Raw genomic sequence first — 23,318 nt, forward strand, 5'->3', positions numbered from 1 at the left:
CGGACTCTCCAGACTCACCGATATCGAACTCGGCGCCGAAATCGGAGCGGCTGGAAATGTGGGTAATTGAAAGCCGGCGAAGTCCGGCAAAGCCCGGCGAAGGGGGGCCCGCAAGCGCCCGGATAGCCACCGCGAGCGCCACGGATGTCGCCAAAAGGGATGTGATTGATTTGCTGCCCCACATGCAAGCAGGATCACGGCCCTTTCCAGCAATCTGGTGGCACGTACTATCGACCAACGGAGGAGAAGTCGGTCGGACAATGGTGGTGAATGAAGCGCAACAGCCGGCTTGCTTGCGGCTCGGGCCCGCCAGGGAAGCCGGGTCCCGACCATCAAAAAAGTTACGCCGTCGGGCTCGAAAACTCGTGTCCCGGCGGCGCCTGCTACTGGGCCCCTGAAATCCCCCAGCACCGTGGGATTCTAGCAGGCCCTGATGCCGACCAAATGTGAACTGGTTCACAAATGACAGCCACCGGGATCAAAATGTAGCGCCCGGCGGCGCTTATTCCCAAGCTGGGACGCTGAAATCCCCAGCACCGGTAGATCAGCAGCCTTTGTACCATATCAGCAGGAGGCCTCCACTTCACGCTGGCATGGCCTTGCCGAGAGGGGGCCTAGCGCCATCAGCGCTCGGGCCTATTATCTTGGCTATGCGTTTTCAGATTTACACGCTGGATGAGTGGGGCAATGCCATCCAGAGCTCTATTGCGCAAACCTTGAGGGCCTCGCAGTTGGTCGACGAACATGCCGTTGAGTTGTGGAACGGCCCCAAGCGCATCGCGCGGTTCGAGTCTCCGGATGCCGACTAGCGCGGAGGCTTGATCCCGCGCTCTGGACCCGCGGCCTTATCGAGAAACGCCGCTATCTTGTTACTCAATCGAAAGACGGCGGCGGCGCGACGGACACGCTGGCAATTAAAGCGCAGCGCCATAAATATTGACGCGTACGTTTCAACTCAGCTGATAGTCCCGGCAAGCAGGAAAGCGCCGCCAAGCGCGACCAGCACAAGTCCAGGCCAATTCGATTTAATGCCGAAACCGCTGCCCGGCCTTTCAGGTTCCAGCGTCTCACCCCCAGAGCGAAGACGTTTTCGACCACTTAACCGGTCTCGCCAGATTGGCTGGTACGCCATCTGAAGCACGCCCCCAAAAAAGAGGAGGACACCAAGCCATATGAAGGTCATGCCGGTCTCCTGCATCAGTGAACGTGGAGAGATGTTGCTCCCACGGAGGCCTCCCATCCATTCAACGTCCGGCCGGTGCTTTGGGATCTCGTTCATCCGATTAAGTTTGGGGCAGGACCCCATCCCCTTTTGGCGCAGGATGAGACTCAGGTTCGTGCAATACGCGCTCGGGCCTCTGATCCCGTCGACCCTGCCGCCGGATACGGTCAAGAACTTCGGGAAGCAGGTGCCAATGAAGCGGGCCGGACAACCCGCCGAGCTCGCCACGGCTTACGTCATGTTGGCGGATCCCCTTTCAAGCTACACGTCCGGTACGACCGTGGTGGATAGCCCTTCATCTGATCCAGGAGGGCACGACGTAAGCGCTGGTTGGCTAAACCGCTGCCGCCTTCGCTGGTCTGTCGTCGCCGCGCTGCCGTCAGGGTGCCCTGGCTGACCGGCCTCTCTTAATCGCCGGTCGCGCCCGCTCACATTCCGCGGCCTGAGCCCGGCGTCATCCTTCATGCCGCTTCCGCATTAACTTTCGAAACAGCGAGCTTGGTTAGCGCATCGTCGGTCTTCTTTTCTTACAGGTCGTTGAGCAGCTTGACGGCGTCTTGTGGCCGAGCCTTTCGTCCCAGGACTTGAGTGTGCCGTAGCGCGAAATCTCATAGTGCTCGACTACCTGGGCGGCTGCGAGCAAGCCGCATCGAGAGCCCGGGGATCGGCATACTCGTCCATGATGTCTTTGCCTTCGTCGAGCATCCCCTCGATCGCATCACACTTCTTGCCTCGAGCCGGCTTGCCGAGAAGCGCAAAGATCCACTCGGGCCGCGCGATATGCCCTTCAGTCTCATCGTGATGCTTTTCAAATGCGGCCCTCGACTGATCCGGCGTGGCTGCCTTTTCCATCTTAGGTAAGGATTTGTAGATTCGCTTTTCGGCGTAGTGGATGTCCTTGAGGGTATCGACGAACAATTCGTTCAGGTGCTTCTCAGCCACAGACTTGCTCCCGGCATAAGTAAAGTTTGTCCTCCAACGACACGAAAATTACGGGCTGGACGCTTGTCGCCAGATGGGGCGGAGCCCAACAAAAAGAAAGCGAAATTTTCCAGAACTAGGAACAGCAGACGGCGCCGCTAGGTTCTACACGTCGGGGCTGGGAATTGCGGAGCTGTACTCCATGCCTACCCAGATCGTGATGGACCACACAGGCGACAGCCGACGTTTTTTTGACCAAACCGACACTGGCCAAGGCTAAGCGGCGCTTCAAGAAACTGACCGGTCGGGGATTTACCGCTGCTACCCGGACGGCGGCCGGCGATCTCAAGGTTATACGAAAATTTGATCCGACTGCGGATGAGACGTTGTTTTATCCGCGCTTGGTTGGCGGCTAGCCTATTCGCTGAATCGCAAATGTTTTTGTTCAAACGCAGCAGCCTTGGCAAGGGCGCAAGTTTGCGCGCCGTTCGTGCGCTCTATTGGAGCTTCATCGAGCAAAATCCTCCGGAAGCGCGTGCGCGTCGCCGTTTGCGAGATTGGTTATCTCCAGAGCAGCGCGCGCAATTTGATGCCAAAGGCTTCTTCGACGTCACTGGCTCTCACACGGGCCGACGATATCGAATTCACCAGGGCACGATGAGGAATGTCTTGGAGGTCGATGAACAAGGGCAGCCAAGGATCGGGTGGTGTTTCGTTCCCGCGCAGGCTCTAGCGGTTGGTGACGTGATGCTCGCCCAGAAGATCGCGCTCGAAACCGACGAAATGGCAGTCCTCGCGCGCGCCAACAGGTTTTCTCCGAAACCAACTCGGTCGCATCGAGTGGTGCGCCAGGCCTACTAGGCTTGCTGATGGGCGGGGGCCAACGCTTGCTTCTGCGGTCCCTTGCCGCGAAGGCGGCGGTTACGACAAGACATCGGCCTCTGAGCGAACTTCCTGTATCGGCTTGGCTTAGCCGGATTTTGTCCGTGCACTGATCTCTTTGACGTTGGTCAACGTTCTTTCGAATTCCGATCGGAGATACTGCTCGTGCGCGACGTCTGTAGGCTCCGTCAGAAATGCTACCTTCACCAGAACCCGGTTCAATAGCGACACGATTTGAAGATTGTCCGAATGTTGCGAGCGCAGCGTGGTGAGTTGCCGACGCACCTCAATGAGATCGAGAGTTTCGCGGTCTGACTGCCTTTTCAAATGAAGCTCGCGCGAGTGGCCTACAGTCAAACGAAGGCGCCGCGCCGAGTATGTTGGCGCGACGGCCTTCGTCTTAGGGCGGACCCGGACAGGGAATTGTCCGGTGCTCGAACACTAGCGCTCTGGAGCATCGCTGCAATCGCTGTCTTGAATTAAGCTTGATGTCGCAGCTGCAAGTTAAATCTGGAACCGATTGGCAGTCGCTTCGTTCAGTGGTGCGCACGCCCGGCAAGCCAGGGCCAGAACCCGGCCGCCCATCGGCCGACCATTTGGCCTCGGCACCCGCGTCGACTTCGAACTCTCACCGAAAGGAAGTATGACTTACTTCCGGGGCTCAACGACCGTTTTTGTTGATCCGTCTGGCGCAGCCTGCATCCCCGGCGGGCTTTGACCTTGCGGGCTTTCCGGCTGCGCACCACCCGATTGTGTTTCAAGCGGTCCGGTCCAACCTTGCGGCTGCAATTGACCTTTTTCTTCGGGTGCCGAGCGTCCAGTTGGCGTGTTCATGTCCTTCTTGGAATCGGCCTGTGCTGCGGCAAATCCGCACGACAACGCCCAGCAAATCGTCGTTGTCAGAATGATCCGCATTAGGACCTCCGATTGGCTGATCGTACCAAACAGGCTGGATCAGTTCCGTGTTGTCATGCGGGCGATCGAAACTCGCGACAAGCGATATCCGCTTCGGGTCTGAGGGCGACCCCGTCGGCAGTTATTATCGCAAGTCAATCCAAGTTCGCCTACTAGCAGCCTTCATCAACCTTCGTTCCGGAGGGCGCAGGCTGGGCCGCGCCAGCCGTCATCTTCTGTGATTGTTCACTGGGCGCGGGCTCGGTTCGCTCCGGTGTGCCTGCCGTCATCTTCTGTGATTGCCCGGAGGGTGCAGCCTGAGTCTGCTGCGATTGCTCGGCAGCGGTAGGCCGGCCCTGCATCTGACGTTGTGCATCTTCTGACGATGTCGCGGCACCCTCCGATGCTTTGTTCATCGCGGTTGTCGGCGGATGTTGCTTCGAGTCTGCCGCCGTGGAACCAGTTGTCTGTCCGGTGTAGCCGGGCACGTTTCCCGATCCCGCATCGCGGCTCGCGGTGTTGCAGGGACCTGCATTTGCGGAATTGGCGCTGATTGCGAGTATGGCGCTCAAGATCATAACTTCTCTGACGGCGATCATAACCTTTCTCCTTTTGTTACCCTGAATGACTAAACAAAGGCATGAGGCCCTCGTTCCGGACGTCTGATTTCTGGCACCGGCGGCATACCTCCAAATTCGTCTGCTGCTTACCCGAAGACACCAATGAGGAGTTGTCGCTGTACCAAGTGTTGATGTGTGAGATGAAAAACTGGCGCCGGCCTAGATTGCACCATTAACGGCAGGGGGACCGCCGGTTCACGCTGGCGGGCCCTTGACCTGTTAAAGCAGACGAACAGTCACCGTCTGCGTCGTTGGGTAGGATACTCTCCGCGGCCAGGATGGATCGCGCCCTTCTGCAACCCGCCAGCCGAGCCAGTTGTGCCACTGGCCCCGGCGCCGGTAGTCCCGGCGCCTCCTGCATTCGACGAGCCGCCCATGCCCGTTGATCCGCCGGTGCCGACACCTGCACCAGCGCCAGCACCACTGGCTCCGCCAGCACCTTGGGCATATGCAAGGCTGGCTGCCCCTGCGAGTGCTGCAGCAGTCAAGACCGAGATGATTGTCTTCCGCATTTTAGTCTCCATGGTTTCCCCTAACCAATGGATGTGTCAGGTCGACGTTCCTAAGTGTGCGGTCCTTCTCGAGCCCTCACGCGATTGGTTCACCGGATAATACTGGCGGCCACGAAGGTCGCCGAAAAACAGACGATCGCAAGCCCTGCCGCAATTAGTAGAGAGCAGTTTTCAGTTCTCCTGCCATGGTAAGAAGTCCCGTCAAGTGAGCGTCGAGCGAACGGCCCCAGCACTCCGGATGCTGGGGGCCGCCTGGTGGCCGCGTCTTTCTCCAGGGAGCGGGATTTAAACCAATCCAAACCAGAAAAGTTTCTGGACGCGCCTAATTTGGCTATCCGAAATCGGTTGGCGACTATAACTCGCGCTCCATCGCAGCATGACTGCGGTTCTTGACCTTGATCCGGCGCTTCTGACGGCCATCGTGATAGAGCCGGTCGCGATGCTTGGACACCAGACCCTCGAGGCCCATGCGGCAAGCTGCCCGGAACAAGTCTGGGCCGATCTCGCCACGCTCGAAGGGCCCACGTTGATACCATTCGGCCACCGAGCTAGCAGCCGCTCAAGTTTGGACTTGCGAAGGTGCAGCGGCTGTTCGCGCAAGTCATCGCCGCCCATCGCGAGAATGTCGAAAGCGTAAAGCTGCACCTCGTGATCGTTCTTGCGCGAATGCAGCGCGTTGAAGGAGATGCCGTCGACCCAAGTATCACTGCCTCACCGTCAAAATGCTTCTGCCGGTTCTTCAGCGCCGCCTCGGCAATCCACGGACAACGCTCGGTCCAGTCGCTGCCATTTCGTGAGAGCAGGCGCACGCGCTTGTCATCCCGGATGACCAACATCCGGTAGCCGTCATGCTTCACCTCGTGGATCCATTCAGGCCCTGACGGGGCTTGCCTGCCGGCGGTCGCCAAGCAGAGCTCTTACGCGTTACGCATCGGTCGAAGATAGTCGTTAAATGCGCATTCTGCGACTGGCCCTTATCATGCCCGAGGCCGCTGATCAGGGGCGACATCTTGCGTACCCATCTCCGTCATAGCGCGTTCCACTTCTTCCGCGAGCACGCCCAAATGGTCAGCTAGTTTGGCAAATAGCTCCCGCTTCTTTTTGTCGGTGGCCAAGTCGCGGATCAGGGCGCACTCCGCAGCTTCGGTGCGGAGCTTTTCCAACTGAGCCCGCATGTCTTTCATTGCGGCTTACTCCGTTCCACGGAACGAACACTATACCGTAATGTGCCAAAGCGAACAGAACTGATTGCCGAATCGTCCTAGGCTAGCGAGGCGTGGCGATCTTATCGCCATGGACTCCACCGGCCCCGGCGTCCCTAGTCTCCCCAGAATACCCCAAGCGCCGGGGCCGCTTTTGTCGATTATCGTGTCGCCGCCCTTTGTAGCGGGTTCATGATGAATGATGAACTTTTGCAGCGTGCCGACCAGGCGATAGAGCAAAGCAAAAGGCTCATTGATGAACTTGAGGAGACGAGGTCGAAAGCGGCTCAACTAGACAGTGGTTTGCATCATTTGCATCAGCTTCGCTCGCCGGAAACAGCGGCTCGCAGAAAGAAATAAGAGCGCCTCAGTCGGCCGACTCTCTGTTCAAAGAGCCGGACGTAGGTCCCGCTCTCGTGCAGCTCGAGCCAGCCTCGCTCGACGGCCATCATGATCCGGCGCCGAGCTCCTGGCCGCTGGCCTTTAGGCTGTAAAGGAACGGCGCATTGATCTTCTCGATTGGATGCGGCCGTCCTGAACAGGCTCAATGCCGCTGGCGATCTCGACCAGCTTGCGCGCTGCGGCTTCAGGGTTGGCGTAGGGACGTTCGCAAATTATCGATTCCTAGCGGTTCAGAAGGGCGGCGGGCTGCCCCGACCTTGGGCCCGTTGGTTCACGCTGGCCGGCTGCAAAAAGGCCGCAGCGTCGAATGCCGCTGCGGCCCCGCCGGGTCAAAAGAATTGGTGAAGTATTAGCCAGCCTCGGTAGCCAACAGGCTACGCGCCGAGATTTCTGCACCGCAAACCAAATCGGGCGGGTCACTTAACGAACAGGATCAACTGTTTGGAGACATCATTAGGACAATTGCTCTGACTAATTAGGAAACTTGCAGGGCCTTAAACATTTAACGGCACATGGGGCGATCGAAGAGATCGCCATGGATCGAGTCGAACGCTTCTTTGCCGGAATGGCCGTCGCTGGCGGAGTCTGTCTACGCGCCGCATTCGCTCTGTGGATGTTTGGACCATAGGGATGAGCTGATGGCTGGGCCTTTTGGCTGGCCGACCGAGACTAGTAGTAGTCCGGAGTGGCGGGAGGATTGGCTTCCTTTAGCATCGAAAGGAATTCGATCCTGACGGGAGCCGGGGCCCGTGGAGTGGCTGGCAAGACAAGTCTCATTTACGACCCTGCCAATCCAGAACTGGATGCTATTTGCACTTGCCGGCCTGATCATCGGTGTAGCGTTCGTCTTGATTGTGCGCATGATGTCATCGCGGAGCTGAGCTGCAGTGCGCAGACCGGTCCCGATCAGCCTCACTCCGTCGCCAACGTCGTTTCGATATAGGCGTTCACGGTTTCAGCAAAGGAGCGCTGAACTCCAACCACGCTCCGAGGTCGATCCAGAGCCTACGGACGTCACCCGCGCCGCCGCCCGGTCGAATGGAAAGCACCAAGAAGGCGAAAACGACCAACAGTGCAGCCCAGACCAAAAAGTGTTCGGCTATCATGCCAGCCCCTCCCGTTGGCAGTTTGGGGCGCATGAAATGGGCCAGTACCCGGCATGACACTAACGCCAGAACGCTCCTGTATCGCGCGCTATTTTGCGTTGCCCGTGCTGCTTATTTGCGCTCAATGCCCAAGATTTCCGCCGTCCGGAAGCTTAGCTGCAACGTTATCAGAGAGCGCGGGTCCTTGGGGCGACACCTCCCTCGAAGAGCCTCGTGCCATCCACCCGCGCGGCCCTGCCGCGTGCACCGGCAGGGGTTCGTCACATTGCCGACTTCATTGCGGCATCCCCGGCAGCGGCCCCCGAGTTCGGCGCCGGATCAAGATCGCGGTCGACTGATCAATAGGCGGCCGGCCTAGTCAGTTCAGAGAAAGATCAGAAACGCCCAAATGGCGACAGTGCCGCACCGAGAGTGTCAAACGCCATCCGGAACTGCCCCCTTTGCGTCATGAAGAACTGCCCCCACCCTCGGTTTCATGATGTCGTTTGATGGTTGTTTCCGCCGGTGACGGGACGGAGGGAGGCGGAGCCGACCGGAGTGCCGTCACCGGCGGGCGGCGCCTTGATGAGGCCGCTCTTCCGTTTGGCGCGGAGCCGGTAGCTGTCGCCGCGGATCGTCAGCACGTGGCTGTGGTGCAGGAGCCGGTCGAGGATCGCAGTGGCGACCACGGGTGTCATTCGGCTTGCAATATTGGCCCCCGTCAGATTTGCAAGCCGATTGACAAGCGCGAAATGTTCGACCGGCTCGCCAGCCATCTAACTGTTCTGGCCGACCAGGTCGAGATGGCGATGCTTGAGCGGGAAACCGGAAGCGACGAATAAGGCTGCATCAGTCGGCCGCGACTTCCAAGAGCCGGACATAGGTGCCGCTCTCGTGCAGCTCGAGCCAGCCGCGCTCGACGGCATACTTGATGCCCGCGCCGAATTCCTCGCCGCTGGCCTTGAGCGCGTAGAGGAACGGCGCGTTGATCTTCTCGATATGGATGCGGCCGTCCTGAGCCGGCTCGATACTCGCGGCCCGCTCTACCAGCTTGTAGGCGGGTCCTCAACGAGGAGAGCGAATAGGCGCAGGTTCGGCTGCTATTGGGCCCGATATGCACCGCCGACGGCTCGGACGATGAACAGGAGGCCCGCCTGTTCACGCTGGCGGGTCTTTCTGTTTTGGAGCAACTGCGATCCGAGCAAATTTCTTTAGCGCGGCGTCAATTGCCTTGAGCTGTTGACCGCGAGAAGGTCGTCCCCTCCGTAGCTTAGGTACCGATGGTTTGGACGCTCTGGCAACAAGCCACAGGTCGCTGCCGCAGCTGACGCATTCGTAGAATCCTAGGTCGTAACCCTTTGCGACAGGAAATGCGCCCTTGAGCACTCGGGGTTGGTTACAAATCAGGCATACGGCTTCGCTGCTCACAATAGATCATCCGGAAAAGCGATCTGGCTGCAATGAGCACGATGTTAGCCCGTGAGACCGGGCGGGCTACAATCTGAACAACATCCAGACCATCGCAGCTAACCAAGCGGCAAGCCAAACAACCGAGGCCAGGAACACATATCGCTTTAGGAGTCTGAAGCCGCGTCCTAGCAAACCGCGGTCTTTTCGTGCGACTGTGTTGATTATCGCAGCCGCTTTTTGTCGGACTTGCATAGTGCCGGGCGTTAGCGCATTGCGGCCAAACAAAGCTTGCTATCATGCGCCAAAAAATTGAGATTTTGAGCCAGCGTCGCGCCGAAGCCGGCCGTCTTGGACGGCTTCGATGCCGGCGACGAGCTCGACGAGATTGCGCGCTGCGGCTTCCGCGTTGGCGAAGGGACGTTGGGCAGTGAGCTTCAGGCAGCGGATGCTCCGCGTTGGCTGGAGCACTGGGCCTGAGCCCGGGCAAGATCCTGCCAACCAGAGCGACACGCAACCACTTTAAGCGCTCAACCGGGCACGTGGCGGCTGCGGCCTTGCGCATCGCCTCTTCGGCTTCGATGCGCGGATCAGCATCTTGGCTCATCCTGCCCCTATAGCTGGTACAGCTTAATGGCCGACGAATGAACACAGCCGGGAAAGGTCCCGCTCTCGTGCAGCTCGAGCCAGCCGCGATCGACCGTGGTGCCAATCCCCATTGCGCCGGTAAACGTTGCGCAAGCGTCGCGGCAAATCGAGAGCAGGCGAACGTAATCTCGTCGAAGTCGGCGGCTGTCAATATAGCGGTTCGCCCACTTTGAAAGATCGGACGCGCTCTATCGTGCGCATAAAGTCCTAAGCCTATCAGCCCGGCCATGACCAATACGGTGCCGGCGATCATGTTCAACTCGGCGGTGCCACACCGCGATCGCCCGATCGCCGCCACCCTGCAGATGCTGCCACAGCTCCATCTGATGGGGGCGAGGCCGCCAGCCATTGTGCGGCAGGAGCAGGTCGGTCACGTCTGCTGGTGGTTGTCCTTTCGGGAACTACCGCCGCAACCAAACTTATGTTAACGAATCGTGAGATGGGGACGAGCTGGGCGCTGGTTGGAGGACTCCATGGGCATCGAGCGCATGTATCCGCCTCGGTATTGGCAGATGCGGGCCGAGGAGTTTCACACCAAGGCCGATAATGCGGAGCACGACGAGACCAAGCAAAGCTTGCGCAAAGTTGCGCAGGAATATGAGGAGCTAGCCCGCCGTGCCGAGAAGATCCGCTCGGTCGAAGATCTGAAAGAGTAGCGCCGCCTCAGTTGGCGGCCTCTTTCATTTTGCGGGAGTGCTGCGTGGCGCAAAAAAGGCCCCAGCTCTTTTGGGGGGCAGGGGGCAAGAGCTGGGGCCGTGACTTACCCTTGGGGAAGGGTATCGGGATAATTTAACAATCGCCCGAAAGTTCCCAATTCGGCTCTTCTGCGGCAGGCCCGCAAAAAATAGCCCCAACTCCAGGCTGGAGGTGAGCTGAGGCCAAGTTGCTGGGGCCAACCGTGCTCGCGTAGGCCCAACACGCTAACGTGCATTATGGCCGCGCCTTACGCGATGCCGCAACCGGAGTACCTCGGATATTCAGCAGGACGTACTGTCCTGTTCGATTAGCCCGTTACCCCAGCGCCAGTCACGCTGCTTGGCCGTCGCCGCTGGAGCCGCCCCCGCGACGCGAAGCGTCATAAGGTGGGTCGAAAGCGGCTTCAGCATCGTGGGCCTGCGCATTGTCAGGCGAAGAGGTTCGGATCGAACGGTGCCCCCGCGCCTGCAGGGCAATCCCGGCAAATACCCACGCGATGATCCAGCACATGGACCACAGCAGAAAGCCGAAACCCTTCCCGGCCAGGAAGCCGGCCAAAAGCGATCGCGTCCCGACATGCCCAGCCCCCGAGGACCATCACCCCCATGAAAGGGTCCAACGCCACCCCTCGGCAAATCATAGGGTTATCGATGATTTGGAAGGCGGGCACCTGGCCTGCACCGCAGCGTCGGTGTGAGGTCGCGCCAAAGATCGCAGATCCACTGTCGCTTTCGCCATTTAACTTGGGATGTTCCCCCTCCTGTTCCTGCTCGTCCCAAGCCTGCAGCATCGGTTTCTCCAAGCGCATTGCTGGTCGAATTTCAGACGTGATGGTGCGGGCGGCAGTGCTGTGGTCGTCTTGATTTTTCTTCCGGAATGCCTTGTATTTTGCTTATCGAAGCTATTGTGCAGGGATTGGCAACCCATGCCCAACAAAGCACCTCGCCCCCCAACGTTGGGGATTTACACGCCAACTCAGACCGACCGCGAGATTCTTGCGCAAGCTCGCGAGGCCCTGAGCCGGTCGATGCAGATTCTCGACGAAAGCCGAAACGTGACGAGCCGCCTCGGGTCCTGGAACCACGACTTGCAGCCGCCAAAGGTCGAGCAGCAGGGCAAATCTTAGAAGTCAGCAACGGTTTTAGTTGAAAAACCGCCCAAGATGCCCCTAGCTTCTTCACATCACTGGCCAAGGCCCCTTTCCGCTAGGCGCCAGTGGCTGAGAGACAAGGTCGCGCTCCCGCCTGGTGCAAGGGAGAAGGGCGATGGTTCGGCTCAGCGCGGAAACAGAGGCACTGGTTGATCGCGCCGACAAGGCGATCGCGGTGTCAGAAGCCCTGATGGTGGAACGGGCGCGCTTGCACGCAGTGGCCGAAATTTGGCTGTGGAACTCCACTGCGGAGAAGGAGGCACCGGGCGATCATCAACCTGTGAGTTGGCATGATGACTAGCGCGTGTCGCGTCTTGGTTGTCGAGGATGAGTATTTCCTTGCGGCCGACCTAGCAGAGTGCCTCCAGTCGGAAGGCGCGGAGATCGTCGGTCCGATTTGCGAATTTGCCGAGGCGCTCGCTCAGGTCAACAAAGATGGCTTTGACGCGGCGGTGATCGACATCAATTTACGCGGTTAATCCACTTTTCCTATTGCCGAAAAGCTCATGGAGCAGCGCATTCCATTCGTTTTCGCCACAGGCTACAGCCAAGTGACTATTCCTGATCAGTTTTTTGGAAGTGAAACGATTTGAAAAGCCGTATGATGGGCCGGCGCTTGCAAAACATATTGTCCGGCTGCATCGCCAGTGGCAAAGCGCGAGCGACAAGCAAGGACCTAGGACGTAGTAGTGTCGCGGCGTTGCTGTAGACTTCTGGCTCGCTCATTGGTGGATTCATCAGCGGCCGCCTCTGCCGTGGCTGTCATATGAAAATTTAGGACTGCGCGATTCACCTATGACATCGCGGGAACTAACAATGCCGCGAAAATTCGGGGATTAGGGCAGGTTGCCAATTGTCTCTGGGGGCCCTCCAATGCCATCCACCATTGATACACTCGTTTCCGCTTATGTGAGTTTGAAGAACCGGCAAGCGCTAGAGGACATGAGAGACCTTCGGCGCCAATTGCTGGAAAACCTTCTGTCCACAGCCAGCATCGACCCGCGCGGCGCTCTCAAATACGTTCATGATGGTCTGCGAGCGATCGAAGAGGGGCTGGAGCAGCTCCGGCCGCCACGGTACGGCTGACGCCTCGCCGGTTCACGCTGGCGGGCTGCTTTCTGGACCCTGCTTGCTAGGCTTCGATGCAGGAACAGCGAAGTTTTGGCAGATTGATGCAAACGCGTGTCTGGCTTCAGGAGTCTTAAAGCAAACCGCGTCTGATAAGTCACCAACTCGCGGCTCGAGATCAGAGAGGCGCTAGAACACTCGCGATTGGAAAGTCACACAGTACATTTTCAGAAGTTTTCGCGTGGCCGCCCAGCGCGAAAAGCCCAGCCACCGAAGGGTTCGATATGTTGCCAGCATATTGCACCTCTTAGGACAGGAAACTAAGCCGCCGCCGAGACGGGGCGGCGGCAGGTCGATGGCTGATGATCAGTAACTTGGAGCTCTTACCGCTCGGACCCGCGCCACGACTCTAGCGCTTCGCGGTAGGTTAGAATGTGAAAAAAATGTCAGGCCGCTCGCTGCAGGCGGGAGCGCGATCGCTCTCTCAGCCACCGGCACCTACAGACTTGGCCGGTGATGCTGGGCAACGCCTCCACACGGACGAAGGTTGCTAAGCAAATTCGGGCACCACTGGCCGGGCTTGCCTTACGGGCGATGAAATTACCTATGACAGATTTCAGTTCCGCCGGATCGGGGTAGTCCGATGCGCATTGTTATGGCGGCGGCAGGTAGCGTGCACCGCAAGGAGGCTGTGCACGGCCTTTGGTGCCAGCCATGGTGGACCACCCTCCAACCAGCGACCATGGTCCATCCCCCGGTTTAGAGCCGGAGCATCGCCAAGCGATTTGCGACGAGATTGGTGAGCAACTTCGTGGTGGCCTCACGGATGAGGCGGCGCCGCTACCATCGCGATTGCAGGGGTTGTTAGAGCGGCTTACCGAATTGGACGGCGGCGCTCCTTCGACCGCACCTGACCGCCAAGGCGATCCTCCATCCCTGCCGCTCTGGAAGCGTCTCATGAGCTTTTGGCAGTTGCCCTGAAATCGCTCTGTGGCCCGGGGGCGCGGGGCTGCCCCCTTCGCGGATATTCTAGCGTTTCCCGGCTTCGCTTGAGCACTGGTGCGTTTGCCGGGCCGGGGCCACTCGGGCCTAAGCGCGCACAGGGCAGTTCGGCGAGTTCGTCCCCGCGCTGCAACTCTGCCTGTTTGCTGTCCAGACGGCTCTGCGCGTCGACGACGCGGAGATCCCCATCAGCGAGATCATAACCGTCCGATCCTCGCGGTACGCGCAACCGGTGCAGTCGGTCCCGCAAACGCTGCGCCTCAATTCGCAGTTCCTGTTGCTCGCCGTGTAGCAGCTACGCCGTAAAGGAGGTAGTAGTTGGCAACGGATTTCCAACGGCCCCGGCCTCTAGATCCCAGAAACCCCTCGGTCGGGGCCGTCTTTAGGGCTCGAGATCTGAATGGGATGTCGTGCAACCGGCGCTGCAGGAACTGGCACGGTAGCGAGCGAAGTACTGACGAAGACCTACTTCTAGGCTGTTACGCTTCGTACACCGGGCGGCGTTCTTTCACATGGCAGCCGCCTGCGTCGCGGTGCTCCCATTCGCCTGGTTTGACTTTGCCGATGAGGGGGATCGATCTGTCGATCGAGCCAGCGCGGGCAGGATCGCCGTTAGACAGTATAAGGTATCCCGAGTTCGTGCGTTACTTGCTCCTCTTTGAGCTGGCGCTCGGCCGCGCGTCACGCTTGCCAGCTTGTGCCCAGAGCTCGTATGCGCCTCTGCGGCGTCCTCGTAGGAGTGTCCCATGCAACCTCCCGACGATGCACGGCCTCTCCTTGGGGGTATCGTGGAGATAGAGGCGAGGGCCGTGCGGGCCAGCCATCGGCGCGAAAAACTGGCCTACGGATTCAAGTTGTCGGCGTGTTTGCGGTTCCAGGGTGCCTTTGTCACATCGTTGGCGCAGCTCGCCGCGGGTTGTCCGGACCCTCGCCGAACATGCTTGGCCCGCAATTCCCGTTCGGCGCGCAGCCAGAATTCAAGGTCGCGCCCTTGTGGCCGACCGGCGTCCTGCCAAAGCTCATGAGCGCGCCTGCTGATCTGCTCGCGCGAAGTGGCCGCCTGGAGGTCGAGCCGGCGCTTGATGTCCTTTGCGAGCTGACAAGCCGTTCAGCGGTGGCCTGATCCGCAATCAATGGGATCGCGCGTTCGGCCAGCTCGAGCTGATGTTGCAGTCTCTGAAGTTCACCCGTAGTCCATGACGCCGCTCCGGCTAGATATAAGACGCCGAAGCATGAAGAATGTTCTGCCTGCACTCCCGGGCCGCTCCGCTACAGCATCGGCTTAACGCTATTCCCGTTTTCAGCTGAGCCTACGCTCGACGGGTGCCGGAAGCAGAATGTCGTCAAACTGCGACTGGGCGGGGAAGCGGCTTCTGGCGCTAAGCGGCCATTGAGCAAGCGAACGGGCTAACGGGCGCGTTTGAGCGACGGCGAGCCAATCGATAAGCTGCCGAGAGCCTATTCGGCGACTGTCGCAGCAATGACGCCGGCAATCGCAGCGGATAGCCTGGCGTGTTGCATGGCATCATTAGCATCCGACAGGAACCTTCCGAACCAAATGCAATTATCAGGCCGGAGCGGAACTGGAGGATTGAAATGAACCAGCTGATCTATCTGATCGGCCTGATCGTCGTGATAATGGCCATCCTTTCGTTCTTCGGTCTGCGCTGAGGACTTCGATCATGACCATCGAAGCTCCCACGCTCATCGAAGACGAAGCGCTGACAATTCCCGATCAAGGGCGATATTTGCGATGGACGCCCATCGTCGCAGGCGCGTTCGTCGCGACGGCATTTTCCTTTATTCTGGTGACCTTTGGCGTCGCCATCGGTCTCGGTGTCAGCTCAACCTCGCCAACCTGGCGAGACGCGTCTCCCGCGCTGTCGCTACTCTCTGGGTTCTATTTGATCTTGCAGGCGATCGTCAGTTTTGGTCTGGGCGGCTACATTGCGGGGCGAGTTCGCGGCGGCATCGATGCGACGAGTGGTGCCGAAAGGGAGATGCGCGACGGACTTCATGGGCTGGCGGCATGGGCGCTCGCGGTTCTACTTGGCGCTGTCGTGGCAGGCACTGTTGGCGCGGCCGCGGTCAATCGCGCGTCTTCATCGACGACATTGGCCAACAATACGGTTGCCGAGCCGCTCCTGAGCTACGAACTCGATCGGCTGTTGCGCTCCCCGCGTCGGCCTGCGAATGCCGATATCAGCGCCGAACGCGCCGAGGCGGGCCGGATTCTCATGACCTCGTCGAGCCACAACGGTGTGAACGGAGATGACCGGACCTATCTGATCCAGCAGATCCAGGCGCTGACGGGCCTTTCGGCCGGCGACTCCGAGCGGCGGGTCGATCAGGCCATAGCGAGCTCGAAAACGGCGATCGCTCATGCGCGTCGCAGCACGATCGTTCTCGCGTTCTCCTTGGCCGCGGCCACACTGCTCGGTGCTGTGAGCGCTTGGGCGGCGGCAGTTGCCGGCGGTCGGCACCGCGACGGCGCGCCGCTCCCGGAGTGGATGGCCTTTGCCGACAGATTAGAGCCAAAGAGAATGGCCGTGCCATAGGCTCAGTCCGTGGGCAACCGGCGTGCCAGCCCATTCGATCGTGGCGGCGCCGCCGGCCGCCAGGGCAGCGATTGCGCCCTTTCGGGCCAGATATTCGTGCGGCACATCATCAGAGAATTCCAGATCAGAGAATTCCGGCGAAATGGCTGAAGACCTCGAATTCGCGTCCGCTTGCGATGCCGACCAGCGTGATGCCGTTGCAGCCGTCCGTATTGCGAGCGCGGTAGGCGCTGAAATTGCGATGATGACGCCGGCGCCGATCGCAGCGGTCCTTTGCACCATCTCCACCGATATCCGGCCCGTGAGGATGACCGCGCCAGCGCGTCCCGACATTCCCTCCACCGCGAGGGCGCCGGCAAGCTTGTCGAGCGCATTGTGGCGGCCGACGTCCTCGCGCACGATCATGTCTCTCCTGTCGGGCTGGAAAAATCCGGCGGCGTGGTGGTGGGTGGCGTGTGATTGAGGAGTTGTAGCGCAGCCAGGGTCTCGATGGAAATGCAGATCTGTTCGGAGTGAGGTAGACCTGCCGCTGAACCGGTCGAGCAACCCGGTTGGCCTCACGCAAGCTTTCGATCCCGCATAGGTCGCAACCCGTCGGCCCAACCAAGTGCCGCCGTCGTTCTTTCAGCAGGCGGCCGGAGCTCGGTCGCAGCCACATTCGCAGTTCGCCAGTGCGCCGTAGAGCGGCTCAGCCGTGTTGCTCCTCCTCTTTCTCTTCGTGGAGAAGCTCCTTGCGGACGGATACGGCGGAGTTTCTAAGCTTATCGATCGCCTTTTGCAGTTGCGTCGTCGTCAAGTGCTTGGCCTCGTAATCTTCACTCATGTTGATCTTGCTGGGGTCGGACGGTCCTTTCTTGTTAAGATTGTCCATCCTTGGCCTCCTCGATGGGGCGCCAGTTCCGGCGGCAGACTTCGTCAATGGGCTTCGCCAAGTCCAGCCGAATAAGCGGACATGACTTCGCTTTGAGAATTGGAGCGCGGCGGCAGACATCCCACACGATAGCTCAAGCGACGCTACACCGAACCCGGCGCGGCTCACAGATCGAGCGTTTCAGACCATCCTTATGGCAATGTCGAAATCCAAGTATCAACATCCTTGCGGGCTTGATCCTTTGCATAGCGGTAGCGCTTCTGTAGGCTGCCTTCGAGTTGATCGCGCTTGCCATTGATCTCGGTCAGATCATCGTCCGTCAGCTTGGCCCATTTCTCCTTGACCTTACCTTTGATCTCTTTCCAGTTTCCTTCCCACTTGGTTCCAGTCCATGTGATTTCCTCCTATTATAAGATGATAAAATGCCGAAATTGTCGCCCCAGTTCCTGTCCTATCGCCTCTCGCGACGCTGCTATCCTTGTACGCATCACCTGCGTCCCCTCTCCAGCCGCGCGTTGTCCAGATCTGCGCATAACTCGTCCAAGGCATCACCGCCATTGGTTCTCCCGCGGCGGCTGCTTTCGCTAAACGTGAGGTGCATCGATGACGAAGCCCACTTCGAAAATAATGCGTCGCCCGAAGATGGTTGTTGGACCTCAAAGCTTGCGCGGGAGCGGGACTGGTTCGCGCGGAACCCATTGACCGCCCACTGATTGTCCCGTGGCCGCAAGACATCCGGCTGGACCAACGAGGCAGCCTTTGATCGACGACCTCTGGTACAAGAATGGCGTTTTCTATTGCCTTTCCGTCGGCACCTATATGGATGCCAATGGCGACGGCATCGGCGATTTCAAAGGGCTGTTGCGGCGGCTGGATTATCTGCATGGGCTCGGTATCACAGCGATCTGGCTGATGCCGTTCCAGCCCTCGCCCGGCCGGGACGACGGCTACGATATCTCTGATTATTACGGCGTCGATCCGCGCTACGGTACGCTCGGTGAGTTCGTCGAATTTACCCATGGCTGCCGGCAGCGCGGTATTCGCGTCATCATCGATCTCGTCGTCAATCACACGTCCGACCAACATTCATGGTTTCGTCAGGCGCGGCGTCACAAGGATTCGCCCTATCGCGACTGGTACGTCTGGTCCGACAGGAAACCCGCGAATGCCGACAAGGGCACGGTGTTTCCCGGCGTCCAGAAATCGACGTGGACGCACGACAAGGAAGCCCGCGCCTGGTACTTTCATCGCTTCTACGACTTCCAGCCTGACCTTAACACCGCGAACCCGTATGTGCAGGCCGAGATCCTCAAGATCATGGGTTTCTGGATCCAGCTCGGCGTCTCCGGCTTTCGCATGGACGCCGTCCCGTTCGTGATCGCGACTAAGGGCGCCAAGGTGCGCAAGCCCGTTGAGCAATACGACATGCTGCGCGCCTTTCGTGAATTCCTACAATGGCGGCAGGGCAACGCCATCATCCTCGCCGAGGCCAACGTATTGCCGGAAACCGACATGGAATATTTCGGCCGTGACGGCGATCGGATGCACATGATGTTCAATTTTCACGTCAACCAGCATCTGTTCTATGCGCTCGCCTCCGCGGACTCCCGGCCGCTTGCGAAATCGCTGACGGCGACCAAGCCGCGGCCTGCGACCGCCCAATGGGGCCACCATGACGAACTCGATCTCGGCCGCCTGACCCAGGCGCAACGCGAGGCCGTATTCAAGGCGTTCGCTCCTGAGACGAGCATGCAGCTTTACGACCGCGGTATCCGGCGGCGGCTTGCGCCGATGCTCGGGGGCGACCGGCGGCGGCTCGAGCTCGCCTACAGCCTGATGTGCACGCTGCCGGGAACGCCGGTCATTCGCTATGGCGACGAAATCGCGATGGGCGACAGTCTCGATCTGCCCGAGCGAGCTTGCGCGCGCACGCCGATGCAATGGTCGACCGAACCGCAGGCCGGCTTCACCGAAAGTAACCATCCATGCACGCCCGTGATCGACAATGGGCCCTACGGATACGAACACGTCAATGCGGCCAAGCAACGGCGCGATCCCAACTCGATGCTAAATTGGACCGAGCGCATCATCCGGATGCGCAAGGAGGTCCCGGAAGTTGGCTGGGGCAACTTCAAGATAATCGCGACGCGTGACCCGGCCGGGCTGGCGATCCGCTACGACTGGCGCAACAACTCGGTACTATTCGGCACAATCTCGACGAGGCGCCGCGCGAGGTCTCCTTCGCGGTCGGTCTTCCCGGCAAGGCTGGTAATCTTTTGGTCAATTTATTGACCGAAGACCACAGCCGCGCCACTGAACACGGCCGGCACACGCTGCTGCTCGAAGCTTATGGTTATCGCTGGTATCGCGTCGGCGGCCTCGACTACTTGCTCAAGCGGAGCGATATCGATGCGGATGCCGCGGGCGAAATCGGTCGTGCTGCGTAGCTAGTCGTGCGTGAACAAGCCTCTAAGCGATTGAGCGGGAATCTGACCTACCGGCCTAAGCCCCCAATTATCCCCGACCGAGAGTAGATGGCCGCTTCCGCGATTGCGATCTGCTACGAAAGCTGTTCGCGACCGTGGTCCCGGCGCTGCATGGCAGAAGGGATGGGTCGAGGGGGCCGCTTTTGCGGTCGATGCCAGCCTGATTGCCGCCGATCCCACTAAACAGCGTTCTGCTGCTGGGTCTGACGATGTTGACTGGGAGGCAATCGCCAGGACGCGCCGATCCGTCCGCGAATGTCTGGACATCCTAGATGAGGCTGCGTGGGGCGCGGGGAGCGAGGCGAAGTTTATCTCCAAGTCGGATCCAGCCGCACAATGGACCGGCGCTTACAAAGGGCATGCCTTACTTTGCCTACGCCGACAATTACCTGATCGACCCGAAGGCCGCGATCATTATCGATGTCGAGGCGACGCGAGCTATCAGCAGGCCGTGGTCGGTGCGGCGGGCCCAATGATTGAACGCACCGACGAGCGCCTCGGCTCTGTCCCGAGCGCCTGGCCGCCGACAGCGCTTACGGTTCGGCCGAGATGCTGGGGCGGCTCGTTAACGAGCATGCGATCAAGCCGCATAGTGTTCGATAAATCGGCCCGCGAGGATGGGACGTTCTCCCGCGAAGACTTCGCCTACGATCAGGAACGCGATCTCTACGTCTGTCCGGCAAGGTGACCTCCGCGCCGCCCAATCGCGCTCTTGTCGCCACGCCGCGGACAAGGAAGTCGTGACGCAGGTCGGTCCGATGGCCTTCAAGAGCCGCGTGAAAGCTGAAGACCGCATCAGGCAGACCAAAGTCTGCGAGGAAGGCACGGTTGGTAGCAGCAGCACGACCGTTATCAAAGAGAAGTAATCGACGGCTCATTCCTAATCGAATTTGGCAAATTCGAGAAAGGTCGCGCTCATTTCTGTCGGCGCTACCTTATTGGCTTGCAAGACCACCTGGTTGGACAGCCGGTTCTCAGGCTTGAACCAGCCGCGCCAGTGCGGCGATGAGTGTTGCGAATGGTGACAGGCTGCCCGTCCGTGCGCGGCGCGCATCAGCGCCAACCGAGTACGTCGAGATTCGCGCCGGGGATGGGAATCACGTGACTATCGCGCGCCAACAGCCAGTTCAGTGCGACCTGGCTGATGCTGGCTCCGTGCGCAACGGCAATCTCGGCGAGACATGTCATCGTGTCAATGCTGTCCGACGGCTGCGTGAGAGTGGCCCCGGTCGCGCCGATCATGTCCGCCGCGAGAATGGTTGCCTGGTCTTCATGAGGGATCTCTGTACGTGTCACGCCGTCAACGTGGGCGGAGTTGCGCGGGTGCTACCGGCAGAAAGATGCCGGCAGATCGCCGGCACCAAGTTGTCGTCCCGATAGACTATTTCTTGCTGGACTGGCCGACGCTCGGGGCCTTGCCGAACTCCTGGGCCATCTCGAGATGGTGCCTGAGGGCGGGAAGCGTCTTGCCGGCCCAGTCCTTGAGATCGGCATTATCGCCGCCCTTGGCATAGCGTTCAAACAACGATACCGCGTCCTTGTGGGCGCTGACCTGATAGGAGTCGAAGTCGGAGCTGAAATCCTTGCCCGAAGCACCCCTGAGCTTGTCGAGCTTGCTCTGGTGGGAGCTGTCGATCGTCGTCGGCAGCTCGGCCTTGACCTTGCCGCTCGTCACGAGTCCCTTCAGATCGTTGCTGGTCTTGGTGTGATCGGTCACCATCTGCTGCGCGAATGTTTTCTCCTGCGCATTGCCCTTCTGCTCGGCGAGCTTGTTGGACTCGATCTCGAACATGTCGCTGATCGCGACCTCCTTGACGAAATCGGCCGTTGTCGGTGCGACCCCGAGCACGGAGTTCACGCCGGTCTTTTCGCCGACCGACTGAGCGAGCGCCGGGCCTGCCAGCAGAATGCAGCCCAGGACGATCATGGTGCGTTTCATGCTTCACATCCTCTTAAGCCATGCCGCGCGTGCGCGCGGCGCGTTGGATTGTGCCGACCAACCGTAGCTGGAGGCGTTTGTTCCAAAGGGGCGGGCACCCGGCCAAGGGCGCGTAAAGCGTTTTGGAGCGAGCTCATGTCGGAGTATCGAGCATTATATTCTTGGGCCGGACGGCCACATTCAGCTTCGCATTGATCTCCATTGCCCAGATGAGGAAACAGCAAAAGAGCGAGCCAAACAGCTCGTTGATGGCCATGAAGTCGAGCTTTGCGACGGCGCGCGCAAGATCGCGACATACAAGCCAGAAGAGTGATTGACGCGCCGCTGCTTGTAACCGCCCCAGCTCATCGTCTCGAGGGCCGGACACGCGAGACGCGGATGAATGGCGAGGTCCCGCGGCTAATCTACCAAGTCTGGATCGGCGGTCTTAATCCCGACGATGAGAGCTCTCTGCTTCTTGACCTCACGCGTCTTTCCGCGTGAAAGCAGCGTGAATTCGGGCGGCCGCTTGCTCAACGGTGTTCTCGGCTTGCGCCGTCGCATAACCTTGTCCTCCTACGCCCGAACAAGGTTAAAAACACGCCGAGCAAGTGGCGCGCGAAGTCCAAGGAACACCCGCTCCGCAAGCCGACGACGAGGCGAGCTGCTCACTAATCCGTCGCACCACGGTGCGCCTTGTGTGCTTTCTCGGTTCTCCGCTCGACCTGTCTGTTCGCGGCGACAGCCTTGGCGCGTTCCTCGCAACGTTTGCGCAGATCCTCGAGTTCGTCCGCGGTTAAATGCTCGATGCCGACGAAGGAATTCTGGACGGCACCTGTTCGGATAAGTTCATCCAGTTTCACCTGGATGGCTGCGCTGTCCCGATTCTGTGAGTTCTGGATCAGGAAGACCATCAGAAACGTCACGATGGTCGTTCCGGTATTGATGACCAGCTGCCAAGTGTCGGAGAATCGAAACAGAGGCCCAGTAACAGCCCAGATGACAATCAACGTGCAGGCCAGAATAAAGGCCGATGCACGGCCGGCCGCTTGCGATGCCGTGTTTGCAATCGACGCGAAAAGTCGGCGTGGTCGCTCGCTTTCCTGATGGCGCTGCTGCATTCAGTCCTACTATATCTGGAACGACTGGCCGGTAAGCATCGCTGGAGCGATGAGCGTCCCGCAGCGTCCGCTAAGGTTGGTCAAGGCCTCCCTAAGCGCTGTCCTGCTCCCAGCGTCTGAGCCGGCGTTCGACCTTCTTACGGTTGCTACCGACCTTCTTTGACCGGCTGCTTTCATCGGCCGGTCTTCACCGCTTCGAAGCGAACTTCGTGCGCTTCTTCACTTTTCTCCCGGCCAACGCGGCGGAATTCATCAAAGTTCCCGCCGATTTGATGGGGGTATCGACCGTGGTTGAGAGGTTGGCGTGAAATCGCGCACCTGCTGGCGCCTGGACGCACGTGGCGGCTGGAGGTCGCCGTCCAGTCGCGTCAATCTCCCGCCTTCTGCTGCGCTCAGCACGATATTCGGTTGATGTGATCAAAACGCGTCTTGCGGGGAAGCCAGCTCTTGGGGCGCAGAGCGGACACCAGACCTGCAGATCTAAGAAGGGCAGGCGACATGGACGACTGACGATTTCGTCTTATTACGCGGTAGTCGTTTCCCTAAACTGCAAGCTTGCGTTGGGTACCTCATCAAAGCAAGTTTTTCTTGAACAGCGTCTTGTCTCGTCCGGGTGACTCGCCCGAGAAAACTATCCTTGCCGACTGCACTGT

At 59.6% G+C, this 23,318-nt stretch carries 21 protein-coding genes and 8 pseudogenes; 12 read left to right on the forward strand and 17 right to left on the reverse strand.

Going from position 1 to position 23,318, the window contains the following annotated elements; translation table 11 throughout:
• Positions 1-955 precede the first annotated feature (955 nt).
• Complete coding sequence (locus tag Q2941_RS40885) at positions 956-1,183, reverse strand: hypothetical protein (protein WP_458196037.1); 228 nt, start codon at positions 1,181-1,183, stop codon at positions 956-958.
• 172 nt (positions 1,184-1,355) lie between these two features.
• On the opposite strand from Q2941_RS40885, the pseudogene Q2941_RS40890 reads away from it, so the two are divergent.
• Positions 1,356-1,505, forward strand: a pseudogene (locus Q2941_RS40890) (SDR family oxidoreductase); the annotation flags it as partial.
• Between the two features lie 178 nt (positions 1,506-1,683).
• Here the strand turns inward: Q2941_RS40890 and Q2941_RS40895 are convergent.
• A pseudogene (locus Q2941_RS40895) lies at positions 1,684-2,164 on the reverse strand (YciE/YciF ferroxidase family protein).
• Positions 2,165-2,345: 181 nt separating this feature from the next.
• On the opposite strand from Q2941_RS40895, the pseudogene Q2941_RS40900 reads away from it, so the two are divergent.
• Positions 2,346-2,559, forward strand: a pseudogene (locus Q2941_RS40900) (hypothetical protein).
• A 19-nt stretch (positions 2,560-2,578) separates the two neighbouring features.
• The gene (locus Q2941_RS40905; RefSeq protein WP_458196038.1) at positions 2,579-3,004 is read left to right on the forward strand and encodes a hypothetical protein; all 426 of its coding nucleotides are present in this window, start codon (positions 2,579-2,581) and stop codon (positions 3,002-3,004) included.
• A 669-nt stretch (positions 3,005-3,673) separates the two neighbouring features.
• On the opposite strand, the gene Q2941_RS40910 is transcribed toward Q2941_RS40905, so the two are convergent.
• The 6 genes and pseudogenes from Q2941_RS40910 to Q2941_RS40935 form a co-directional block, all read right to left on the reverse strand.
• Positions 3,674-3,940 (reverse strand): hypothetical protein, encoded by a 267-nt coding sequence (locus Q2941_RS40910; RefSeq protein WP_458196039.1) that lies wholly within the window; start codon positions 3,938-3,940, stop codon positions 3,674-3,676.
• 152 nt (positions 3,941-4,092) lie between these two features.
• Positions 4,093-4,518 (reverse strand): hypothetical protein, encoded by a 426-nt coding sequence (locus Q2941_RS40915; RefSeq protein WP_458196040.1) that lies wholly within the window; start codon positions 4,516-4,518, stop codon positions 4,093-4,095.
• A gap of 1,081 nt (positions 4,519-5,599) precedes the next feature.
• Positions 5,600-5,887 (reverse strand): DNA ligase-like domain-containing protein, encoded by a 288-nt coding sequence (locus Q2941_RS40920; protein WP_458196062.1) that lies wholly within the window; start codon positions 5,885-5,887, stop codon positions 5,600-5,602.
• 141 nt (positions 5,888-6,028) lie between these two features.
• Positions 6,029-6,235: a hypothetical protein gene (locus Q2941_RS40925; RefSeq protein WP_458196041.1), complete on the reverse strand. Its 207-nt coding sequence runs from the start codon at positions 6,233-6,235 to the stop codon at positions 6,029-6,031.
• A gap of 335 nt (positions 6,236-6,570) precedes the next feature.
• Positions 6,571-6,871 (reverse strand): annotated as a pseudogene (locus Q2941_RS40930) (hypothetical protein).
• Between the two features lie 1,363 nt (positions 6,872-8,234).
• Positions 8,235-8,429 (reverse strand): annotated as a pseudogene (locus Q2941_RS40935) (ATP-binding protein); the annotation flags it as partial.
• Positions 8,430-9,498: 1,069 nt separating this feature from the next.
• Here Q2941_RS40935 and Q2941_RS40940 point away from each other — a divergent pair.
• Both Q2941_RS40940 and Q2941_RS40945 read left to right on the forward strand, forming a co-directional pair.
• Positions 9,499-9,627 carry a hypothetical protein gene (locus Q2941_RS40940; protein WP_458196042.1) on the forward strand — a complete coding sequence of 43 codons (129 nt, stop codon included), beginning with the start codon at positions 9,499-9,501 and terminating at the stop codon, positions 9,625-9,627.
• A gap of 641 nt (positions 9,628-10,268) precedes the next feature.
• Positions 10,269-10,451: a hypothetical protein gene (locus Q2941_RS40945; protein WP_458196043.1), complete on the forward strand. Its 183-nt coding sequence runs from the start codon at positions 10,269-10,271 to the stop codon at positions 10,449-10,451.
• A 467-nt stretch (positions 10,452-10,918) separates the two neighbouring features.
• Here Q2941_RS40945 and Q2941_RS40950 read toward each other — a convergent pair whose 3' ends face one another.
• On the reverse strand, positions 10,919-11,281 hold the full coding sequence (locus tag Q2941_RS40950; protein WP_458196044.1) for a hypothetical protein: 363 nt from the start codon (positions 11,279-11,281) through the stop codon (positions 10,919-10,921).
• Between the two features lie 475 nt (positions 11,282-11,756).
• On the opposite strand from Q2941_RS40950, the gene Q2941_RS40955 reads away from it, so the two are divergent.
• From Q2941_RS40955 to Q2941_RS40965, 3 genes are all read left to right on the forward strand, one after another.
• Complete coding sequence (locus Q2941_RS40955; RefSeq protein WP_458196045.1) at positions 11,757-11,942, forward strand: hypothetical protein; 186 nt, start codon at positions 11,757-11,759, stop codon at positions 11,940-11,942.
• Positions 11,943-11,955: 13 nt separating this feature from the next.
• Positions 11,956-12,120 (forward strand): response regulator, encoded by a 165-nt coding sequence (locus tag Q2941_RS40960; protein WP_458196046.1) that lies wholly within the window; start codon positions 11,956-11,958, stop codon positions 12,118-12,120.
• Positions 12,121-12,514: 394 nt separating this feature from the next.
• Positions 12,515-12,727: a hypothetical protein gene (locus Q2941_RS40965; RefSeq protein WP_458196047.1), complete on the forward strand. Its 213-nt coding sequence runs from the start codon at positions 12,515-12,517 to the stop codon at positions 12,725-12,727.
• Between the two features lie 1,825 nt (positions 12,728-14,552).
• On the opposite strand, the gene Q2941_RS40970 is transcribed toward Q2941_RS40965, so the two are convergent.
• Complete coding sequence (locus Q2941_RS40970; protein ID WP_458196063.1) at positions 14,553-14,795, reverse strand: DUF2934 domain-containing protein; 243 nt, start codon at positions 14,793-14,795, stop codon at positions 14,553-14,555.
• A 428-nt stretch (positions 14,796-15,223) separates the two neighbouring features.
• On the opposite strand from Q2941_RS40970, the gene Q2941_RS40975 reads away from it, so the two are divergent.
• On the forward strand, positions 15,224-15,382 hold the full coding sequence (locus tag Q2941_RS40975; protein WP_458196048.1) for a hypothetical protein: 159 nt from the start codon (positions 15,224-15,226) through the stop codon (positions 15,380-15,382).
• Between the two features lie 11 nt (positions 15,383-15,393).
• Entirely contained in the window at positions 15,394-16,269 is an 876-nt protein-coding gene (locus Q2941_RS40980; protein WP_458196049.1) for a hypothetical protein, read from the forward strand.
• Here Q2941_RS40980 and Q2941_RS40985 read toward each other — a convergent pair.
• From Q2941_RS40985 to Q2941_RS40995, 3 genes and pseudogenes are all read right to left on the reverse strand, one after another.
• Positions 16,240-16,674 carry a formate dehydrogenase accessory sulfurtransferase FdhD gene (locus Q2941_RS40985; RefSeq protein ID WP_458196050.1) on the reverse strand — a complete coding sequence of 145 codons (435 nt, stop codon included), beginning with the start codon at positions 16,672-16,674 and terminating at the stop codon, positions 16,240-16,242. The genes Q2941_RS40980 and Q2941_RS40985 overlap by 30 nt on opposite strands.
• 283 nt (positions 16,675-16,957) lie before the next feature.
• Positions 16,958-17,140, reverse strand: coding sequence for a DUF3606 domain-containing protein (locus Q2941_RS40990; RefSeq protein ID WP_458196051.1), 183 nt, complete (start codon positions 17,138-17,140; stop codon positions 16,958-16,960).
• A 191-nt stretch (positions 17,141-17,331) separates the two neighbouring features.
• Positions 17,332-17,533, reverse strand: a pseudogene (locus tag Q2941_RS40995) (CsbD family protein).
• 366 nt (positions 17,534-17,899) lie between these two features.
• On the opposite strand from Q2941_RS40995, the pseudogene Q2941_RS41000 reads away from it, so the two are divergent.
• Positions 17,900-19,587, forward strand: a pseudogene (locus Q2941_RS41000) (alpha-amylase family protein).
• Between the two features lie 89 nt (positions 19,588-19,676).
• Positions 19,677-20,308 (forward strand): annotated as a pseudogene (locus tag Q2941_RS41005) (transposase); the annotation flags it as partial.
• A gap of 198 nt (positions 20,309-20,506) precedes the next feature.
• Here the strand turns inward: Q2941_RS41005 and Q2941_RS41010 are convergent.
• From Q2941_RS41010 to Q2941_RS41025, 4 genes are all read right to left on the reverse strand, one after another.
• Positions 20,507-20,689, reverse strand: coding sequence for a hypothetical protein (locus Q2941_RS41010; protein ID WP_458196052.1), 183 nt, complete (start codon positions 20,687-20,689; stop codon positions 20,507-20,509).
• Positions 20,680-20,868 carry an aldo/keto reductase gene (locus tag Q2941_RS41015; RefSeq protein WP_458196053.1) on the reverse strand — a complete coding sequence of 63 codons (189 nt, stop codon included), beginning with the start codon at positions 20,866-20,868 and terminating at the stop codon, positions 20,680-20,682. The genes Q2941_RS41010 and Q2941_RS41015 overlap by 10 nt, the downstream gene beginning before the upstream one ends.
• A 139-nt stretch (positions 20,869-21,007) precedes the next feature.
• Entirely contained in the window at positions 21,008-21,565 is a 558-nt protein-coding gene (locus tag Q2941_RS41020; RefSeq protein WP_458196054.1) for a DUF4142 domain-containing protein, read from the reverse strand.
• A gap of 650 nt (positions 21,566-22,215) precedes the next feature.
• Entirely contained in the window at positions 22,216-22,665 is a 450-nt protein-coding gene (locus Q2941_RS41025; protein ID WP_458196055.1) for a low affinity iron permease family protein, read from the reverse strand.
• Positions 22,666-23,318: the final 653 nt, after the last annotated feature.

Source organism: Bradyrhizobium sp. UFLA05-153 (assembly GCF_054185185.1).

Coding starts and splice junctions, on each gene's coding strand:
- Q2941_RS40885 (WP_458196037.1), bottom strand. CDS start 1,183: ATGACCTTCATATGGCTTGGTGTCCTCCTCTTTTTTGGGGGCGTGCTT.
- Q2941_RS40905 (WP_458196038.1), top strand. CDS start 2,579: ATGTTTTTGTTCAAACGCAGCAGCCTTGGCAAGGGCGCAAGTTTGCGC.
- Q2941_RS40910 (WP_458196039.1), bottom strand. CDS start 3,940: ATGCGGATCATTCTGACAACGACGATTTGCTGGGCGTTGTCGTGCGGA.
- Q2941_RS40915 (WP_458196040.1), bottom strand. CDS start 4,518: ATGATCGCCGTCAGAGAAGTTATGATCTTGAGCGCCATACTCGCAATC.
- Q2941_RS40920 (WP_458196062.1), bottom strand. CDS start 5,887: ATGTTGGTCATCCGGGATGACAAGCGCGTGCGCCTGCTCTCACGAAAT.
- Q2941_RS40925 (WP_458196041.1), bottom strand. CDS start 6,235: ATGAAAGACATGCGGGCTCAGTTGGAAAAGCTCCGCACCGAAGCTGCG.
- Q2941_RS40945 (WP_458196043.1), top strand. CDS start 10,269: ATGGGCATCGAGCGCATGTATCCGCCTCGGTATTGGCAGATGCGGGCC.
- Q2941_RS40950 (WP_458196044.1), bottom strand. CDS start 11,281: ATGCTGCAGGCTTGGGACGAGCAGGAACAGGAGGGGGAACATCCCAAG.
- Q2941_RS40955 (WP_458196045.1), top strand. CDS start 11,757: ATGGTTCGGCTCAGCGCGGAAACAGAGGCACTGGTTGATCGCGCCGAC.
- Q2941_RS40965 (WP_458196047.1), top strand. CDS start 12,515: ATGCCATCCACCATTGATACACTCGTTTCCGCTTATGTGAGTTTGAAG.
- Q2941_RS40980 (WP_458196049.1), top strand. CDS start 15,394: ATGACCATCGAAGCTCCCACGCTCATCGAAGACGAAGCGCTGACAATT.
- Q2941_RS40985 (WP_458196050.1), bottom strand. CDS start 16,674: ATGATCGTGCGCGAGGACGTCGGCCGCCACAATGCGCTCGACAAGCTT.
- Q2941_RS40990 (WP_458196051.1), bottom strand. CDS start 17,140: ATGGACAATCTTAACAAGAAAGGACCGTCCGACCCCAGCAAGATCAAC.
- Q2941_RS41015 (WP_458196053.1), bottom strand. CDS start 20,868: ATGATCGGCGCGACCGGGGCCACTCTCACGCAGCCGTCGGACAGCATT.
- Q2941_RS41020 (WP_458196054.1), bottom strand. CDS start 21,565: ATGAAACGCACCATGATCGTCCTGGGCTGCATTCTGCTGGCAGGCCCG.
- Q2941_RS41025 (WP_458196055.1), bottom strand. CDS start 22,665: ATGCAGCAGCGCCATCAGGAAAGCGAGCGACCACGCCGACTTTTCGCG.